The sequence below is a fragment of the Nonomuraea sp. NPDC001684 genome (genome assembly GCF_053596515.1).
Genome location: NZ_JBSFGJ010000022.1, coordinates 1 through 17,061, shown reverse-complemented (window position 1 = coordinate 17,061; position 17,061 = coordinate 1). Strand labels below are relative to the sequence as shown.

Annotated in this window: 18 protein-coding genes; 12 read left to right on the top strand and 6 right to left on the bottom strand. The window is 72.6% G+C overall.

Annotated features, from left to right (window positions below):
* Window positions 1-139: 139 nt before the first annotated feature.
* Both ACWCSD_RS07270 and ACWCSD_RS07265 read left to right on the top strand, forming a co-directional pair.
* Window positions 140-1,852 (top strand): trypsin-like peptidase domain-containing protein, encoded by a 1,713-nt coding sequence (locus ACWCSD_RS07270; RefSeq protein WP_449913527.1) that lies wholly within the window; start codon window positions 140-142, stop codon window positions 1,850-1,852.
* 87 nt (window positions 1,853-1,939) lie between these two features.
* On the top strand, window positions 1,940-2,305 hold the full coding sequence (locus tag ACWCSD_RS07265; protein ID WP_358294385.1) for a sec-independent translocase: 366 nt from the start codon (window positions 1,940-1,942) through the stop codon (window positions 2,303-2,305).
* Between the two features lie 68 nt (window positions 2,306-2,373).
* On the opposite strand, the gene ACWCSD_RS07260 is transcribed toward ACWCSD_RS07265, so the two are convergent.
* The gene (locus tag ACWCSD_RS07260; RefSeq protein ID WP_397161184.1) at window positions 2,374-3,513 is read right to left on the bottom strand and encodes an Mrp/NBP35 family ATP-binding protein; all 1,140 of its coding nucleotides are present in this window, start codon (window positions 3,511-3,513) and stop codon (window positions 2,374-2,376) included.
* Window positions 3,514-3,673: 160 nt separating this feature from the next.
* Here ACWCSD_RS07260 and ACWCSD_RS07255 point away from each other — a divergent pair, with 160 nt between their 5' ends.
* The gene (locus ACWCSD_RS07255; RefSeq protein ID WP_397161182.1) at window positions 3,674-4,135 is read left to right on the top strand and encodes a MarR family winged helix-turn-helix transcriptional regulator; all 462 of its coding nucleotides are present in this window, start codon (window positions 3,674-3,676) and stop codon (window positions 4,133-4,135) included.
* On the opposite strand, the gene ACWCSD_RS07250 is transcribed toward ACWCSD_RS07255, so the two are convergent.
* Window positions 4,119-4,586, bottom strand: coding sequence for a DUF1003 domain-containing protein (locus tag ACWCSD_RS07250; RefSeq protein ID WP_387677298.1), 468 nt, complete (start codon window positions 4,584-4,586; stop codon window positions 4,119-4,121). The genes ACWCSD_RS07255 and ACWCSD_RS07250 overlap by 17 nt on opposite strands.
* Window positions 4,576-5,784 (bottom strand): magnesium transporter MgtE N-terminal domain-containing protein, encoded by a 1,209-nt coding sequence (locus ACWCSD_RS07245; protein WP_387677300.1) that lies wholly within the window; start codon window positions 5,782-5,784, stop codon window positions 4,576-4,578. Before ACWCSD_RS07245 ends, ACWCSD_RS07250 begins: the two co-directional genes overlap by 11 nt.
* Before the next feature lie 162 nt (window positions 5,785-5,946).
* On the opposite strand from ACWCSD_RS07245, the gene ACWCSD_RS07240 reads away from it, so the two are divergent.
* Window positions 5,947-6,834 (top strand): EamA family transporter, encoded by an 888-nt coding sequence (locus tag ACWCSD_RS07240; protein ID WP_449913523.1) that lies wholly within the window; start codon window positions 5,947-5,949, stop codon window positions 6,832-6,834.
* 33 nt (window positions 6,835-6,867) lie between these two features.
* Here the strand turns inward: ACWCSD_RS07240 and ACWCSD_RS07235 are convergent, their stop codons facing one another.
* Window positions 6,868-7,236, bottom strand: a complete 369-nt coding sequence (locus ACWCSD_RS07235) for a hypothetical protein (RefSeq protein ID WP_352319219.1) — start codon at window positions 7,234-7,236, stop codon at window positions 6,868-6,870.
* 51 nt (window positions 7,237-7,287) lie between these two features.
* On the opposite strand from ACWCSD_RS07235, the gene ACWCSD_RS07230 reads away from it, so the two are divergent.
* Genes ACWCSD_RS07230 through ACWCSD_RS07205 form a run of 6 tightly spaced genes read left to right on the top strand, consistent with a single transcriptional unit; the run spans window position 7,288 to window position 11,163 of the window.
* Window positions 7,288-7,929 carry a hypothetical protein gene (locus ACWCSD_RS07230; RefSeq protein WP_449913522.1) on the top strand — a complete coding sequence of 214 codons (642 nt, stop codon included), beginning with the start codon at window positions 7,288-7,290 and terminating at the stop codon, window positions 7,927-7,929.
* Between the two features lie 55 nt (window positions 7,930-7,984).
* Window positions 7,985-8,596, top strand: a complete 612-nt coding sequence (locus ACWCSD_RS07225; RefSeq protein WP_352319223.1) for a molybdopterin-dependent oxidoreductase — start codon at window positions 7,985-7,987, stop codon at window positions 8,594-8,596.
* Window positions 8,566-9,291 carry a ferredoxin reductase gene (locus tag ACWCSD_RS07220; protein WP_352352863.1) on the top strand — a complete coding sequence of 242 codons (726 nt, stop codon included), beginning with the start codon at window positions 8,566-8,568 and terminating at the stop codon, window positions 9,289-9,291. Before ACWCSD_RS07225 ends, ACWCSD_RS07220 begins: the two co-directional genes overlap by 31 nt.
* A gap of 10 nt (window positions 9,292-9,301) precedes the next feature.
* A complete protein-coding gene (locus ACWCSD_RS07215; protein WP_352319227.1) occupies window positions 9,302-9,571 on the top strand; it encodes a DUF6510 family protein in 270 nt (89 codons plus the stop codon).
* 2 nt (window positions 9,572-9,573) lie between these two features.
* Window positions 9,574-10,170, top strand: a complete 597-nt coding sequence (locus tag ACWCSD_RS07210; protein ID WP_449913520.1) for a sulfite oxidase-like oxidoreductase — start codon at window positions 9,574-9,576, stop codon at window positions 10,168-10,170.
* A 60-nt stretch (window positions 10,171-10,230) separates the two neighbouring features.
* On the top strand, window positions 10,231-11,163 hold the full coding sequence (locus tag ACWCSD_RS07205) for an HpcH/HpaI aldolase/citrate lyase family protein (protein ID WP_352352861.1): 933 nt from the start codon (window positions 10,231-10,233) through the stop codon (window positions 11,161-11,163).
* Here ACWCSD_RS07205 and ACWCSD_RS07200 read toward each other — a convergent pair.
* Together ACWCSD_RS07200 and ACWCSD_RS07195 are read right to left on the bottom strand one after the other, a co-directional pair.
* On the bottom strand, window positions 11,153-11,710 hold the full coding sequence (locus ACWCSD_RS07200) for a DUF6529 family protein (protein ID WP_449913518.1): 558 nt from the start codon (window positions 11,708-11,710) through the stop codon (window positions 11,153-11,155). The two genes, ACWCSD_RS07205 and ACWCSD_RS07200, sit on opposite strands and share 11 nt — an antisense overlap.
* A complete protein-coding gene (locus ACWCSD_RS07195) occupies window positions 11,707-12,456 on the bottom strand; it encodes a hypothetical protein (protein WP_449913516.1) in 750 nt (249 codons plus the stop codon). The genes ACWCSD_RS07200 and ACWCSD_RS07195 overlap by 4 nt, the downstream gene beginning before the upstream one ends.
* A gap of 189 nt (window positions 12,457-12,645) precedes the next feature.
* Between ACWCSD_RS07195 and ACWCSD_RS07190 the strand changes: the two genes are divergently transcribed.
* Together ACWCSD_RS07190 and ACWCSD_RS07185 are read left to right on the top strand one after the other, a co-directional pair.
* Window positions 12,646-13,572, top strand: coding sequence for a CPBP family intramembrane glutamic endopeptidase (locus ACWCSD_RS07190; protein WP_449913515.1), 927 nt, complete (start codon window positions 12,646-12,648; stop codon window positions 13,570-13,572).
* A gap of 506 nt (window positions 13,573-14,078) precedes the next feature.
* Window positions 14,079-16,979, top strand: coding sequence for a hypothetical protein (locus ACWCSD_RS07185; protein ID WP_449913514.1), 2,901 nt, complete (start codon window positions 14,079-14,081; stop codon window positions 16,977-16,979).
* Window positions 16,980-17,061: the final 82 nt, after the last annotated feature.

Genomic DNA, 17,061 nt, shown 5'->3' with positions numbered 1-17,061 from the left:
GATACTCGGGTGGCGTAGTCGACGATGCCAGGGGCATACGATCTGGGTTCGGGATTTGTCGCAAACAAAGCCTTTTATGACCCTCGTATGCCGCCAGAGCAAAGATTGCGGTGGCCGAGCAAGGAGTGGTGAGACGTAGATGACCGACGAGACGCGCCCGGGCGAAGGACGCACGACGTCGGACTTCCCCGAGCCACAGGGGCGGCCGGAGTTCCTGCCCGCCGACGAGCCGGGCGAGCAGGCGGACCGCCGGTCCGACCCGCCCGCCTCGTTCGGCGCGTCCTGGGGCGACCCGTCGGGCCGCCCCGACACCCCGGGCGTGTCACCGTACGAGCCGCCGGGCCGTTCCGACAGTCCGGCGTCGGCCTACGAGCCGCCGAGTCGTTCGGAGAGCCCGGCGTCGCCGTACGAGCCGCCGGGCCGTTCCGATGGTGTGCCGCCGCAGGACGGGGGCACGCGGGCGTACGAGGGCCCGTCGTTCGAGAGCCCCGCCGGGCCGCGGGGGTTCGAGAGCCCGTTCGAGAGCCCTGGCGGCACGCGGGCCTACGACACCCCGTCCTTCGGGCCGGCGGAGACCGGGCCGCGGCCGATGCAGCCGCCGCCCTTCATGGGCGCGTACGGCGGCAACCACCCGCCGCCGCCGCGGCAGGCCCTGGGCATGGGCCCGGGGTGGGCGCCGCCGCCGCAGGGCGGGCCCGGCGCGGGCGCGCTGCCCAGGCGCGGACTCAACGCCGGCGCGCTGATCGCGATCGCCGTGGCCATCGCGCTGGTGGCCTCCGTGCTCGGCAGCCTCGGCACGTACCTGCTGACCAGGTCGGGCAGCAGCGGCACCGACCCGTCCTACAGCCTCGGCCCGGCCCCGACGGGCGCGACCAACAGGGCGCCCGACTCGGTGGCCGGCGTGGCCGCGCGGGTCCTGCCCAGCGTGGTCTCGCTGGAGGTCGGCAACGGCACCAACACCGAGGGCGCCTCCGGCTCCGGATTCCTGATCAAGAACGGCTACGTGGTGACCAACAACCACGTGGTCGCCATGGCCGCCAAGGGCGGCGAGATCAAGATCATGTTCAACAACCGCAAGACCACCGCGGGCCGCATCGTCGGCCGCGACCCGGGCTCCGACCTGGCCGTGGTCAAGCCCGAGGAGACCTTCGGCACGCCGGAGATCACCCTCGGCAACTCCGACCAGGTCGTGGTGGGCGACCCGGTGATCGCCATCGGCTCGCCGCTCGGTCTCAGCGGCACGGTCACCACGGGCATCGTCAGCTCGCTCAACCGTCCGGTCATCGCCGGCGACGAGACGGGCGCCGCCACCGAGGAGCCCGCCTACATCAGCGCCATCCAGACCGACGCCGCCATCAACCCCGGCAACTCCGGCGGCCCGCTGGTCAACGGCCGGGGCGAGGTGGTCGGGGTGAACTCGGCCATCGCCACCCTCAGCCGTTCGGTGAACAGCCAGAGCGGCAGCATCGGCCTGGGCTTCGCGATCCCGGTGAACCAGACGCGGCGGGTGGCCGAGGAGCTGATCACCACGGGCAAGGCCAAGCGTCCCAAGATCGGCATCGTGCTGGACAAGGACTACAAGGGCCAGGGCGTGCGCATCGCCTCCGAGCCCGCCGAGGGCCGCCAGCCGGTCGACGCCAACGGCCCCGCCGACAAGGCCGGGCTGAAGGCGGGCGACGTCATCCTGGAGGTCGACGGGCTGGCGCTGCAGGACGGCAACGAGCTGATCGCCCTCATCCGCAGCAAGGCGCCGGGCGCCAAGATCACCATCAAGTACCAGCGCGCCGGAGCGGAACGCACCGCCACCCTCACCGTCGTCGCCGACGATCAGCCGGCTCCCACCCCGTCCTGAGTGATATGACCCATGGGGGACGGTTCACCCACGGGCTGGAGCCTTTAGTCTGTGGAGAGGATTGTGGACTGCGGGTAGGAGCGTACGGTGTTCGGACTCGGGTGGATGGAGGTCGGAGCGCTGATCGTCATCGCGCTCCTGGTCTTCGGTCCTGACAAGTTGCCGCAGGCCGCCTCGCAGGCGGGCAAGACGCTGCGCAACCTGCGGCGCATGGCCAACAACGCGCGCGACGACCTGCGGGCGGGCCTCGGGCCGGAGTTCCAGAACTTCGACCCCGCCGACCTCAACCCGAAGAACTTCGTCCGCAAGCACCTCCTCGACGAGCTGGAGGACGACTGGAACGGCCGGCCCAAAGACCTGGAGCCGGCCGCCGTCGCGTCCTACGACGCCGCTGAGCCGCCGTCGGAGCTCGCCTATGGCGAGCTGCCCCCCTACGACTCCGAGGCCACCTGACGCACCCTGCAGACGCGCGACGGGCCCGCCCAGCTTCCGCTGGGCGGGCCCGTCTTCGTATGAGCGGGTCAGGAACGGTTGGGCGCGAGGCCGAGCTGCATGCCCTTGATGCTGGAGGAGCGCTTGCTCAGACCGGCGGCGATCTTCCGCAGCTCCGCGGCGGCGGGCGAGTCGGGGTCGGTCAGCACCAGCGGCTTGCCCTCGTCGCCGCCCTCGCGCAGGCGCAGGTCGATCGGCACCTGGCCGAGCAGCGGGACGCGGGCGCCCAGCGTGCGGGTCAGGGCGTCGGCGACGGTCTGGCCGCCGCCCTCGCCGAACACGGCCACGCGCTCGTCGCAGTGGGGGCAGGGCAGCCAGGACATGTTCTCGATGACGCCGGCGATCTGCTGGTGGGTCTGGGCGGCGATCGAGCCGGCCCGCTCGGCCACCTCGGCGGCGGCCTGCTGGGGCGTGGTCACGACCAGGATCTCCGCCGACGGGAGCCGCTGCGCCACCGAGATGGCGATGTCGCCGGTGCCCGGCGGCAGGTCGAGCAGCAGGACGTCGAGGTCGCCCCAGTAGACGTCGGCCAGGAACTGGTGGAGCGCCCGGTCGAGCATCGGGCCGCGCCACACGACCGGCGAGTTGCCCTCGGGCTTGAACATGCCGACGGAGATGACCTTGATGTCGTGCGCCGACGGCGGCATGATCATGTCCTCGACCTTGGTGGGACGCTCGGCGGCGCCCAGCATGCGAGGAATGCTGTGACCGTAGATGTCGGCGTCGACGATGCCGACCTTGAGGCCGTTGGACGCCATCGCGGCGGCCAGGTTGACCGTGACCGACGACTTGCCCACGCCGCCCTTGCCGCTCGCGACGGCGAAGACGCGGGTGAGCGAGCCGGGCTGGTTGAAGGGGATCTCCTTCTCCGGGCCCCGGTCGCCCCGCAGCTTGGTCTGCAGGGTCTTGCGCTGCTCGGCGCTCATGACGTCGAGCTCGATCTGGACGTCCGTCACGCCGCCGACCTTGCCGACCGCCGTCTTCACGTCGCGGGTGATGGTGTCCTTCATCGGACAGCCTGACACGGTGAGGTAGACGCCCACCCGGACCGCGCCGTCGGGGGCGATCTCGATGTTCTTGACCATGTCGAGGTCCGTGATCGGGCGACGGATCTCGGGGTCGATGACGGTGGCGAGGGCGGCCGTCACCTGTTCCTGGGTTGGTGCCATCGAAGTCTCGGCACGAGGGAGTGCCGTCCCTCCTTAGTCGGTCTATGTGTGACAGGCGCTGAAAGCCAGTGAGAAATGCCCCTTCATGGTATGAACCAGGGGCGCCGCTCAGTTAATCCGCGCTGTTAGGTGTCTGTGCAACAACGTCTAAGGTTACTGCGTGACTCTGCTGCGCGACGAGGGGCTCACCGCCGAGGAACTGGCGGTCTGGCGGATGTTGCAGCGGGCCCAGGTGCGCATCGCCCGCCGCCTGGAGGCCGAGCTGCTGGTGGCCCACGACCTGCCGCTGGCCTCGTACGAGGTGCTGGCGCAGCTCGCCGAGGCGCCGGGGCGGCGGCTGCGCATGAACGACCTGGCCGATCGCGTGCTGCTCTCGCGCAGCGGGCTGACCAGGCTGATCGACCGGTTGCAGCGCCACGGGCTGGTCGGGCGGGAGGCGTGCTCCGACGACGCCCGCGGGCTGTTCGCGGTGCTGACCGAGCCGGGCGCCGCGCGGCTGGCCGAGGCCACGCCGACGTACCTGCGCGGGGTCAAGAACCAGTTCCTCGACCTGCTGGACGCGGGCGACCTCGGCGAGGTGCGGGCGCTGCTGGCCAGGCTCGACGTCACTGACGTTTGTTGAGCTCCTCCAGCAGCCGGCCGAGCTCGGCGCGCAGGTAGTCGCGGGTGGCGACCTCGTTGAGCGCCAGGCGCAGGCCGGCGATCTCGCGGGTGAGGTACTCGATCTCGGCCTGGTTGCGGTCGGCGGCCTCGCGGTCCTGCTCGTACTGGATGCGGTCGCGGTCGTCCTGGCGGTTCTGGGCGAGCAGGATGAGCGGCGCGGCGTAGCTGGCCTGGAGCGACAACATCAGCGTGAGGAAGATGAACGGGTACGGGTCCCACTTGAGCGCCGGGGGAGCGGCGATGTTCCAGATCACCCAGATCGCCACGAACACCGTCATGTAGACGATGAAGCGGGCCGTGCCGAGGAAGCGGGCGATGCGCTCCGAGAGGCGGCCGAACGCCTCGGGGTCGTAGTGCGGGCGCAGCGATCGGCGCAGCGCCCGCGGCTGGTCGAGCCGGTCAGTGGTCACGGTGGTCCCCCTCGCGCCAGTCGTCGGGAAGCAGGTGGTCGAGGACGTCGTCGACGGTCACCGCGCCGACCAGCCTGCCCAGCTCGTCCACGACCGGGGCGGCGACCAGGTTGTAGTTGGCCAGGAAGGCGTGGACCTGGCGCAGGGTGAAGTCGGGCCTGATCGGGTCGAGCGAGGGGTCGAGCACGCGGCCCAGCAGCGTCGAGGGCGGCTCGCGCAGCAGCCGCTGGAAGTGCGAGACCCCCAGGTACGTGCCGGTGGGCGTCTCGGTGGGCGGCCTGGTCACGTAGACCTGGGCGGCGACGGCGGGCGGCAGGTCCTGCTGGCGGATGTGGGCCAGCGCCTCGGCCACCGTCGCGTTGGGCGGCAGGACCACCGGCTCGCTGGTCATCACGCCGCCCGCGGTGTCGTCGGCGTAGGTCAGCAGCCGCCGCACCGGGGCCGCCTCGCCGGGCTCCATGAGCGCCAGCAGCCTGGCCGCCTGGTCCTCGGGCAGGTCGTGCAGCAGGTCGGCGGCGTCGTCGGGGCTCATCTCCTCCAGGACGTCGGCGGCCCGCTCGGGTTCGAGGGTGCCGAGGATGCCGATCTGGTCGTCGGGCGGCAGCTCCTCCAGCACGTCGGCCAGGCGGTCGTCGGCGAGCTCGCGGGCGATCTCGATGCGCCGCTTGCTGGGCAGCTCGTGCAGGGCGCTGGCCATGTCGGCGGCGCGCAGCGACTCGAACGCGGCGATCAGCCCGGCCGCGCCCTGGTCCTTCTGCAGGGTGTCGAAGCCGGACACCTCGGTCCAGTCGACCGTCCTGGGCTCGCGCCGGCGGCCCTTGAAGAGCGCGACCTTGGTGATCTCCCACCGGGACGGCAGGGTCTCCTCCATGGCGACGTCGTAGACGGTCATGGGCTCGTCGCCGACGCGCACGGACAGGTCGAGCACCTCGCCGATGACCAGGGTCTCCGAGGCGCGCTGCTCGAACCTGCGCATGTTCAGCCGCCCGGTGAAGACGACCGCGCCCGCCTCGATGCGGCGCACGCGGGTGATCGGCAGGAACACCCGGCGGCGCGGCTGCACCTCGACGACCATGCCGTGCACCTGGGGGTTGCCGGTGATGCGCAGGCCCACGACCACGTCGCGGACCCGGCCGATCTGATCGCCCGTGGGGTCGAAGACGGGGGTCCCCGCCAGCCGGGCCACGAAGATCTTCACGTGGGCCAGGCTAACAGTGAGACGCCGTTGCGCCCCGGTTGCCTGGCATGTCAGTATCAAACGCATTTAACGCTGATTACTGGGCACTAGGGGTAGACCATGAGGCTGGCGGGGCTCGCACTGGCATTCGTGTCGTCGTGTTGTTTCGCGTTCTCCGGGCCGATGGCCAAGTACCTCATCACCGCCGGGCTGGCGCCGGTCGAGGCCGTCTGGACCCGGATGGCGGGCGCCGGGCTGCTGCTGGTCGCGGTGCTGGCGGTGGTCAAGCCGCGGGCCCTGCGCATCCCGCGGGCCCGGCTGCCGTTCCTCGGGCTCTACACCGTGATGGCCGTCGCGGGCGTGCAGTCGCTCTACTTCGTCGCCATCACCCGGCTGCCGGTGGGGATCGCGCTGCTGCTGGAGTTCATGGCGCCGGTGATGGTGGTGGCCTGGGTCAGGCTCGTCCGCAAGGTACGCCTGGCCGGGGCCGCGTACGTCGGCGCGGTGATCGCGTTCGTCGGCCTGGCGATCGTCGTCGAGGCGTGGCAGGGCATGCGCCTGGACGCGTTCGGCCTGCTCCTCGGCCTGCTGGCCGGGGCGTGCTGCGCCGGTTACTTCCTGATGGGCGACAGCATGGGCCCCGACATCGACCTGCTCGGCCTGGTCGCGTGGGGCATGGTCGGCTCGGCCGTCGTGCTCGTCCCCTTCGCGCAGCCCTGGGACATCCCCTGGGAGGCTTTCACGGTCTCCGTCGCCCCGCAGGGCGGCACGACGCTGCCGGTGCTGGGGGCGTACCTGTGGCTGGTGCTGGTGGCGACCGCGCTGGCGTACATCCTCAGCATGAACATGGTGCGGCGGCTGTCGGCGGCGGTGGGGGCGACGGTCGCCTCGCTGGAGGTCATCGGCGGCGCGGTGGTCGCGTGGGCGCTGGTCGGCGAGACGCTGGGGGTGTTCCAGATCGTCGGCGGGCTGATCGTGCTCGGCGGCGCGCTGCTCGCCCAGACCGCCACCTCGGGCGGCGAACCGGCCCCCGCCCCGGACCGGCCGGCCGAGATCACCGCCCAGGTGTGAGCCCGGCCGCCGCGGCCCGGGCGCGGCCGAGGGTCAGCGTTCCGGTGTGAGGCGCAGGACGGTCGAGTCGCGGGCCCAGCGCTCGGTCAGGTGCTCGCTGTCGGGGGCGTTGAGCCGCTCCTTGGCCAATACCGCCACGGCGTCGGCCGCCGCGGCCTGGTCGACGACCGAGACCGCCGCGTCGAACTCCACCAGCCGCGCGCCGTTGTCCTTGCTGCGCAGCGTCACCCGCACCCGGTCGAGCGCGCCGAGCCCCGGCAGGTCCTGCTCGCCGCCGCCGGTCACGAGGTAGATGGCGCCGTCGTGCCAGGCGTGCCAGGCCAGGCGCGGGCGGTCGAGGGCGAGCCAGAGGATGCCGGACTTCTTGGCGCCCTCCTCGATGGCCGCGATGTCGTCGCTCACGATCAGACTGTAACCCCCGAACCGCTCGGGGCCCGCGCGCGTTTCATCGGTATGCGGTCGTTCATCCTCGTGCTCCTCCTCGTCGCGGGCTGCGGCGCCGCCGGTCCGGAACCGCCGTCCGGGTGCGCGGCCTCCGCCCGTACGGGCCCGCTGGACACGCGCGTCCTGCGGCAGGTCGTGTACGACTACCCGGCGTCCCCGACGCCCGAGGCGCTCGCCGGGAAGGTGGAGACCGTCGTCACCGGCCACGTGACGGGCTGGGTCGCCGGGCCCGTGGTCGAGGAGGGCATCCTGGGGGACCGCACCCATCACGTCCTCATGCGCACCCAGGTCGGCGAGCGGCTCAAGGCCGCCGCAGCGGACGTCGCGGACGTCGCCTTCTACCAAGGGGCGGCGGTGGACGACGCGGGCACGCCGGTCCACAGCGTGGCCGACTTCGCCCGCGCGGTGCCCCCGGGCACCCGGGTGCTGCTGTTCATGAACCGTGCCAGACCGACCGGCAAGGTCGTCGAGGGACGTGCGGTCGCCTGGTCGACGCCCCCGCAGGGCGTGATCCTGCACGAGGTGACCGACGATCCCGGCGGCCGGGCCGTCGGCGGCAGGGACGAGATCTTCTCCTCGACCGGCTGGAACCAGCCGTGCGGCATCGACGGCCTGATCGCCCGCCTGCGCGCCCACGGAGTCACCGGCTGAACACTTTGCCCTTTTCTGGTGTCCGCCGGGTGCTCTGTCGGGGAGAACCGCATTCATGGGGATCGTCTCTCGCGGCTTCGCCGGAAAACACTTCCGGCGGCCGCGGCCGGAGCTGGCCGGGCGGGTGCCGCCGGGGCAGTACCTGGCCGAGGGCTTCCCGGTGCTCACCGCGGGGGCGACGCAGCACATCCGGACCGAGCGCTGGTCGTTCACCGTCAGAGGCGGCGCGGGCGAGCCCACCTGGACGTGGACGGACCTGCTGTCGCTGCCCGCCGAGCAGATCACCGTGGACATCCACTGCGTCACCCACTGGAGCAAGCTCGACACCACCTGGACGGGCGTGTCCCTCGACCGGCTGCTGACCGGCGCCGACCGGGCGGCCGGGTACGCCCTGGCCGTCAGCTACGGCGGCTACGCCACCAACCTGCCGGTCGAGGAGATCGTGGACGGCAAGGCGTGGCTGGTCTACGCCTACGAGGGCGCGCCGATCCCGCCCGAGCACGGCGGCCCGGTGCGGATGCTGGTGCCCGCCCACTACCTGTGGAAGAGCGCCAAGTGGATCCACGAGCTGTGGCTCATGGACGAGGACCGCCCAGGCTTCTGGGAGCGGTCCGGCTATCACAACTTCGGGGACCCATGGCGGGAACAGCGGTACTACGACGACTGACCTGGCAGCCGGCCACGATCGCCGAGGTCGTCCCGGAGACCGACCAGACGCGTACGTTGCTGCTCGACGTGCCCGGCTGGCCGGGTCACCGCGCCGGTCAGCACGTGGACGTGCGGCTGACGGCCGACGACGGCTACCAGGCGACCCGGGCGTACTCGCTGGCCGGCGCGCCCGGCGAGCGGCCCTCGATCACCGTGGTCAGGGTGGCGGGCGGCGAGGTGTCGCCGTACCTGGTGGAGGTGGCCGAGGCCGGCGACCAGGTGGAGGTGCGCGGCCCGATCGGCGGCTACTTCGTGTGGGAGCCCATGCCGGAGCGGCGGCCGCTGCTGCTGGTCGCGGGCGGGTCCGGCGTGGTGCCGCTGCGCTCGATGCTGCGCCACCGCGCCCGGCTGGGCGACGGCACCCCGGTACGGCTGGTCTACTCCGTACGCGACCCCGGCCAGGTGATCTACCGCGACGAGCTGGAGTCCGCCGGCGCCGAGGTGACCTTCGTCTACACCCGCTCGGCCCCCACCGACTGGCCCGAGCCCGTGGGCCGGGTGGACCGCTCGCAACTGGTCCGGCTGGCCTGGCCGCCCGCCCACGAGCCGCTGGCCTACGTCTGCGGCCCGACCGCGTTCGTCGAGCACGTCGCCGCGATCCTCACCGCCCTGGGCTACCCGCCCACCGACATCCGCACCGAGCGGTACGGCTAGGAGAGACACCATGCAACAACCCGTGGACGGCAACGCCGCGGCAGGCCCGCTGGCCCAGTTCTTCGGCCGGGACATGACGGCCGCCCAGGGCGTCTGCGCGCAGTGCGGCATGAACGGCCCGCTGGGGGAGGCCACCGTGTACGGCCCCGCCCCCGGCACCGTGCTGCGCTGCCCGAACTGCGACAACGTGCTCATGACCCTCGTGGAGGCGCCGGGCCGGATGATGGCCGCGATGCCGGGCCTCGGCCTGCTGGAGACGCCCGTGCAGGGAGGTGGCTGACCGTGGCCGTCGTCTCGAAGGGCTTCAAGGGACGCGGCGGGCACGACGACCGCCTGCCGCCCGGCCAGTACCTCACGCCCGGCTTCCCCGTCCTGTCCGCGGGCCCGACGCCCCGGGTGGACACCGCCGGCTGGACGTTCACCCTGGTCACCGAGGCCGGCCGGGAACGCGTCTGGACCTGGGACGAGCTGCTCGACCTGCCCCAGAGCGCCCCGCACACCGACCTCCACTGCGTCACCGGCTGGTCGAAGTTCGACACCGACTGGCAGGGCGTGTCGCTCGACGTCCTGCTCGACGACGTGGACACGCGGGCGGAGTTCGCGGAGGCGTACTGCCACGGCGGCTACACGACCAACCTGCCGCTCGCCGACCTGCGCGACGGCAGGGCGTGGATCGTCCACACCTTCGACGGCGACCCGCTGCCCGCCGAGCACGGCGGCCCGGCCCGGCTGCTGGTCCCGCACCTGTACCTCTGGAAGTCCGCCAAATGGGTCAAGGGCCTGCGCCTGCTCGACCGCGACCGGCCCGGCTTCTGGGAACGGGCCGGGTACCACAACTACGGCGACCCGTGGCGCGAGCAGCGCTACTGGAACAGCTGATCGTGCCCATAGACGGGGGACGCCTGCCGCGGGCCGCCCCGCAGCCGTTAGCGTGGGCGCATGCGCTCACGTCGTTCCGTGCTCTCCGTGCCGGGCAGCAACCCCCGCTTCCTGGAGAAGGCCCAGACCCTGCCCGCCGACGAGGTCTTCCTCGACCTTGAGGACTCCGTCGCGCCGCTGGCCAAGGACGAGGCCCGCAAGAACGTCGTGACCGCGCTGCGCGAGGGCGACTGGACCGGCAGGACCCGCGCGGTCAGGGTCAACGACCTGACCACGATGTGGACGTACCGGGACGTGATCGAGGTCGTGGAGGGCGCCGGGGAGTTCCTCGACTGCCTGATCCTGCCCAAGGTCCAGGACCCGACCGAGGTCGTCTGGCTCGACACCCTGCTGACCCAGATCGAGCGGTCGATGGGCTACGAGGTGGGCCGCATCGGCATCGAGGCCCAGATCGAGAACGCCCGCGGCCTGGTCAACGTCGACGCCATCGCCGGGTCGTCCAGGAGGCTGGAGGCCCTGGTGTTCGGGCCGGCCGACTTCATGGCCTCGATCAACATGCGCACCCTCGTGGTCGGCGAGCAGCCGCCCGGCTACGAGGAGGGCGACGCCTACCACTACATCCTCATGCGCCTGCTGATGGCCGCCAGGATGCACGACCTCCAGGTGATCGACGGCCCCTACCTGCAGATCAAGGACGTCGAGGGCTACCGCCGGATCGCCCGCCGGGCCGCCGCGCTCGGGTTCGACGGCAAGTGGGTGCTGCACCCCCTGCAGGTGGAGGCGGCCAACGAGGTGTTCTCGCCGAGCCAGGACGACTACGACCACGCCGAGCTGATCCTGGAGGCGTACGAGCACTACACCACCGTGGAGCGGCGCGGCGCGGTCATGCTGGGCGACGAGATGATCGACGAGGCGTCCCGCAAGATGGCGCTCGTCGTCGCCGCCAAGGGCAGGGCGGCCGGTCTGGCGAGGACGAAGTCGTTCACACCTTGACGCCCACCGCGGTGAAGAACCACAACGACGAGGTCAGCCAGAGCCCGACCAGCGCCGTGAACGCCAGCCCGCCGAGCAGCGGCAACGTCCAGCCCGGCGCGTCGCGCTTGGGCAGCGCCAGCATCTTCGCCGTGAACACGCCGTAGAAGAAGCAGCCGAGCAGCGAGTGGGCCAGCACGCGCGGCACGTCGAACTGCAGGCCCAGGGCGTACAGGCAGTGGAAGGCGACGGGGATCGTGAGGAGGAAGGCCAGCCGCCCCGACCAGCGGTGGACGCCGTCCGGCAGCTCGATCCCCAGCCTTCCCCACATCGACAGCGCCGAGACCACCTGGACGATCGCCAGCGCGAACGCCCCGGTCGTCAGCCACGCCTTCATCGGCAGCGCGCCGGAGAACCCGGCCGGGCCGATCGCGAACCCCGTGGGCGTGTGCGCCCGGCCGTACACGCCGAGCCCCAGCGCCACCAGGCCGCCGACCAGCAGCGGCATCAGGAGCACGGCGGCCGTGCGGCGCGAGGGCCGGTGCGAGGGCCGGTGGACGGCGGTCATTGCATCTCCTCGATGAAGCCGTCCACGTCCTTCGGCAGGACGGTGGCGCCGGCGACGGTCACGGGGGTGGTGGGCCGCCCGGCGTCCAGCCGGGGGATCTCCACCTGGTCCTGGCCCAGGAACGCGGCGCCGACCTGGTCGTAGCCGCCGCCGGGGCGCGGGACGCGGATCCAGCCTGCCCGCAGCTTCGCGCCTCTGACCTGCGCGGTCGCCCGGTACAACCCGGACGGCCGGACCACGGCGGGCGCGGTGAACGTCCACCTCCCGCCGCCGACGGACAGGCTGCCCCTGGCGCGTCCGCCGCCGAGCGTGGCGGTCAGCCGGGCCGTGCCGGGGCCCTTCAGCACGGCCTTCCCGCCGGCCTCGCCGCCCTTGAACCAGGCTTCCGACCTGCCGTCGCAGAAGTAGCCGACGGCCTTGCCGTCGCGGACGGAGATCGCTATCAGGCCGCCGTTGCCCTTGACGTACCCGCCGTAGTCGGCCTTGGGGATCTTCGCGGCCTCGGTGGGCGCGGGCGACGCGGACGATGACACGGAGGGCGACACGGACGATGACACGGAGGGCGACGGCGCGGCGGCGGCCTCGGTGGGGGATCCCGCCGCGGCCGTGTCGGTAGTGGGCGCGGTGTCGGCCGCGGTGTCGGCCGCGGTGTCGGCCGCCGGTGCCGCGGTGACGCTGGCGACGCCCAGCCCCGCGGCCAGGACCGCGCCCGCCGCCAGGGTGATGAATGGTCCCAGCCTTGACATGGACTGCTCCCAAAGTCGGAAGGGCGAAATGCCGTACGACTCCGAGCATCCGCCCAAAGGGGCGGGTCGTCTGTGAACTAATGCTCACCCGGCAGACAGAATGTATGGATGCAGGAGAACCCTGGACCGAATCCGCCATATGGCAGTCAGCCGCCTGGGCCGCCCGTCTATCCTTATGGGCCGCCGCCCGTGCCGCAGCCGCGGTCCTGGTTCCTGCCGACGCCGCGGGGGGCGCGTTACGACCATCTCGCCCGCACTGCGGCGAACGAGCCGTGGCGGGCCGTCGCCGGCACGATCCTCGTGGGCGTCGGGTTCTTCGTCGTCGGCACCGGCGTGCTGCTCGTGGGCAAGGCCGCCGAGCTGATCCTCGGCCTGCCCGCGCCGACCGACCCCGGGCAGATCTTCGGCGATCCGGTGTTCGGGCTGGTGATGGTGCTGCTGTCGATCGCGGCCGTGCTGCCGCTCGTCTTCGGCACCGCCGCGCTCGTCCAGCGCCGCAGGCCCGGCACGCTGTCGTCGGTCGCCGGACGGCTGCGCTGGTCCTGGTTGCTGCGCTGCCTCGGCCTGGCCGTGCTGGCGCTGGTGCTGGGCCAGATCGCGCAGGTCACGGCCCTGTCGTTGTCGGGGGAGGGTTACTCCGACCTGTTCGGCTGGGTCGGCTGGGGGCGGTTCCTGCCCGCCCTCGTGGTGATCGTGCTGCTGGTGCCGTTCCAGGCGGCGACCGAGGAGTACATCTTCCGCGGCTGGTTCGTCCAGGCGGTCGGCGTGCACGTGCGCAATCCGGTGTGGGCGATCCTCATCGGGTCCCTGCTGTTCGCGTCGCTGCACGGTTACTCGTGGGTGGGGCTGCTCGACGTGTTCGCCTTCGGCGCGGTGATGGGCTGGCTGGCCGTGCGGACCGGGGGGCTGGAGGCGCCGATCGCGTTGCACGTGATGAACAACATGCTGGCCTTCGGGCTCAGCGCGGCCTCGGGCAGCCTGGAGGACGCGCTGGACCAGGGCAAGACGCCCATCCCGTGGCAGGCGTTGTCGGGAACGGTGGTGCAGCTCGCGGTGTATGCGATTGGTGTGTTCTATATATCCAAAAAGCGGGCAATCAGTGCTATTTCTGGATAAATCAGGCGGGAGGTTCCGGAAATCTCGCTAGAGAGGTCTCGCCAATCCGGCTCAGGCATGCTGGTCTGGTTCCTGTGGGACAGGCGAGGGCGTCACGGAGGTGATCGTTTTGGTGGGACGGGGTAGAAAATAGGCGCATAAGGTGGGACGGGATTTGTGGAACGGTCCGTAAAGGAACGGCCCGTTCGCTCACCGTTTCCCCGCGCAACCCGGTTGACCAGGTCCGATTCGACGGGTTCCACCTGTACGACGAGTTCGACTAGGAGGTGCGGCGCGTGGCCTCCGGCCCCAGCGATCCGCCACGGCGACCGCCGGACGACGACGACCCGCGTCCCGAGGACGCCGCGGAACCCCCCTCTCCCGAGGAGCCCGGAACCTCTCCCGGGCAGGCCAGGGCCTCTTCCGAGCAGGCCGGGGCCTCTTCCGGGGAGCCCAGGATCTGCCACTCCCCGCCCGGCCCCACCGACGACCGGGCCCGGGGCTTACCCTTGACCTCCCCTTGGGGCATGCCGCCGTTCGCGTCCCCGATCCCGGAGGAATCGCCGCAGGAGCCGCCCAAGGGGCGCAGACCGTACAGCTCGCCGACGGCCGAGCCCGAGGTCGAGCCGCGCCGTCGCCCCCGGCGCATCGTCAACCGCCCGGACAAGCTCGTCGCCGGCGGCCCGCCCCGCCAGGAACCCCCCGCCGCGCCCCCACCCTCTGCGCCCCCGTCCGGGCCCCCGGCCCCGCTCGCCGACGGCCCCCAGGAGGGCACGGCCCCCGCGGGCCCCTACCGCGAGCCGCCCTACCACCTGCCGCTCCCCGCCGACGAGGCCCCCGCCCCCGTCACGCAGCCCCCGCCCTCGCAGCCGGAGACCCCCGGCCCCCAGGCCCCCGGACCGCACGACCCCCAGTCCGACGCCCCCGAGTCCGGCGATCCGGAGTCCCGCGTCCCGGAGTCTCGCGTCCCCGAGTCCCGCGATCCCGAGGGCCGGGAAGCCGGGCTCGCGGCGGCCGGCGAGGAGGACGCCGAGGTCAGGCGGGTGGGCCGGCCGCCCGGCGGGCGTCCCACGAGACCGGACCTGCTGGTCGCCACCGGCCCGCCGCGCCCCGCCGGGGCCGGCGGCAGGCACCACAGAGGCCCGGCCCCGGCCGCCGTACGCAGGTCCAGCCCCGTGCACAGGGGCAGCAGGGCCGCCCCCATAGCCCTCACCATGGCCCTGGCGCTCCTGGTGGCCGCAGGGGTGCTCGTATGGCGCTGGAGCGACACCGACGCCACCGGGCTGCGCCTGGAGGCCGGCACCGGCCGTTCGGGGGACGACCTCTTCACCGTCCCGGCCGCCGGCGTCGGCACCAACCAGAAGCTCAACGACATCGTCTCCGTCGGCCGCGCGGTGGTCGCGGTGGGCAGCGACACCACCAGCCCGACCCCGCGCCCGCTCTTCCTGTTCTCGCCCGACGCCGGCAAGCACTGGCAGCTCGGCCAGGTGAGCGGCGCCTCCACGCCCATCGTCCAGCGCGTGGTCGGCGGCGACGGCCGCTGGCTGGCCAGCGGCGGCGACGGCCCGTCCGGCGAGCGCGGCCTGTGGACCAGCGTCGACGGCTTCAGCTGGACGACGGTCAACGCGACCGGCATGGCCGCCTTCCGCCCCGGCGACCAGATCTACGACATCGCCAGGACGGCCTCCGGCTTCGTCGCCGTCGGCGCCACGCCGGGGGACGGCGGCCCCGGCCCGGCGGCCTGGCGCTCGTCCGACGGCCGGGCCTGGGAGCGCGTGGAGACCAGAGGGCTGGACGTCCAGGAGATCAGGGCGGTCGTCGCCCAGGGCGACACGGTCGTGGCCGTCGGCCGCCCGTCCGAGGGAAGCGGCTCGCGGGTGCTGCGCTCCTCCGACGGCGGACGCGGCTGGCAGGCGACCGGCTTCCAGCTGCCCGAGGCCGAGCCGCGCACGGGCACGGTGGCCGTGCTGCCCAAACGGTTCGTCCTGGTGCCGACCCGGCAGCGTACGGTCGACGGCGGCGTGCGCGTCTACTGCTCGCCCACCGGCGCCCAGTGGTCGCAGTGCGGTTCCATCGGCGGCCTGAGCGGCGAGAGCCCCGGGGTGGAGTCGCTGGTCTCCTACCGGTCCGGCGTGGCCGCGATCAGCCAGGCCACCTTGGGTAAGTACTCGGTCCTGACCAGCGCCGACGGCCGCGGCTGGGCCAAGCGGGCCGACCTCGGCGACCTGGCGGGCGCCACGCTGCGCGGGTTCACGATCTCCGACGGCGGCACCCTGTTCGCCGGCGGCGACCAGGCCGCCTCCGACGTCGACAACCAGCTGGTGCTGATGACCGCGCCGCCGCGCGGCGCCGCCTCCCGCGTCCAGCTCGGCCAGGTCGAGGGCCTGACCAGGGTCTCGCGCGAGACCACCCGCCTGGCGGCCGCCGGCGGCCGGTACGTAGCGGTCGGCGCCGCCTCCGGCGACGCCGGCCTGTGGACGATCAGCAACTGGCAGCGCTGGAAGTCGATGAGCCTCGGCGGCCCCGGCAGGCAGATCCTGGAGGACGTCGCCCACGGCGGGCGCGGCTGGCTGGCGGCCGGCAGCACCCAGACGAACCTGGCCGTCACCGACCCCCTGCTCGTCACCTCCGACGACGGCGAGAACTGGCGGCGCGTGCCGGTCTCCGGCGACCTGGCCCGCGACCGCGACCGGCCCTACCTGGACACCCACGCCGTCGCGGCGGGCAAGAAGGGGTACGTGCTGGCCGGCGAGTCCCACGACCAGGCGGGCTCGGTGGCCGCCGCCATGTGGTTCACGCCCGACCTGCGCAAGTACACCCGGTCCAGGAAGCTGCCCCAGGGCGGCTCGGGCGTACGCGTCCACGACGTGATCGCGACCCAGGGCGGCTACGTCGCGGTCGGCGGGTCGGGGACCGGCGACCGGGAGAACAGCGTGGTCTGGTTCTCCGACGACGGCGTGAACTGGAGCGCCCGCAAACGGGTCACCCCGCCGGACGCCACGTCGGCCGGGCTGCGGCAGGTCACGACGTACCACGACAAGCTCGTCGCGATCGGCACGGCCGTGACGGACGGCTCACGCCGCGCCTTCTCCGCCGTCTCCGACGACGACGGCGAGAGCTGGACGACGGCCTGGCTGCCCGCGGACCAGGCGGCGGCCGTGCACGACCTGGCCGCGGGCGACCAGGGCCTGGTGGCGGTCGGCTGGCACGGCGTCCCGGGCGAGGGCGACAGCGCGGCCTGGGTCTCCCAGGACGGCCTGTCGTGGAACCGCATGGCCCTGACCAGGGACCGGCTCTCCGGCCTCGGCATGCAGGCCCTGACGGCCGTGGCGATCAGCGGCACGGAGGTGGTGGCGCTGGGCAGGTCCACGACGTACGACACCGACCACCTGATCCTGTGGACCTCCAGCCTCACCGCCAGCCGGTGAGCACGCCCCACTCGGTCAGGCATGCGAGCAGCCCCTCGGTGAGCGGCAGGAGCGCCAGCTCACCGGGGCCGCACCAGCGCAC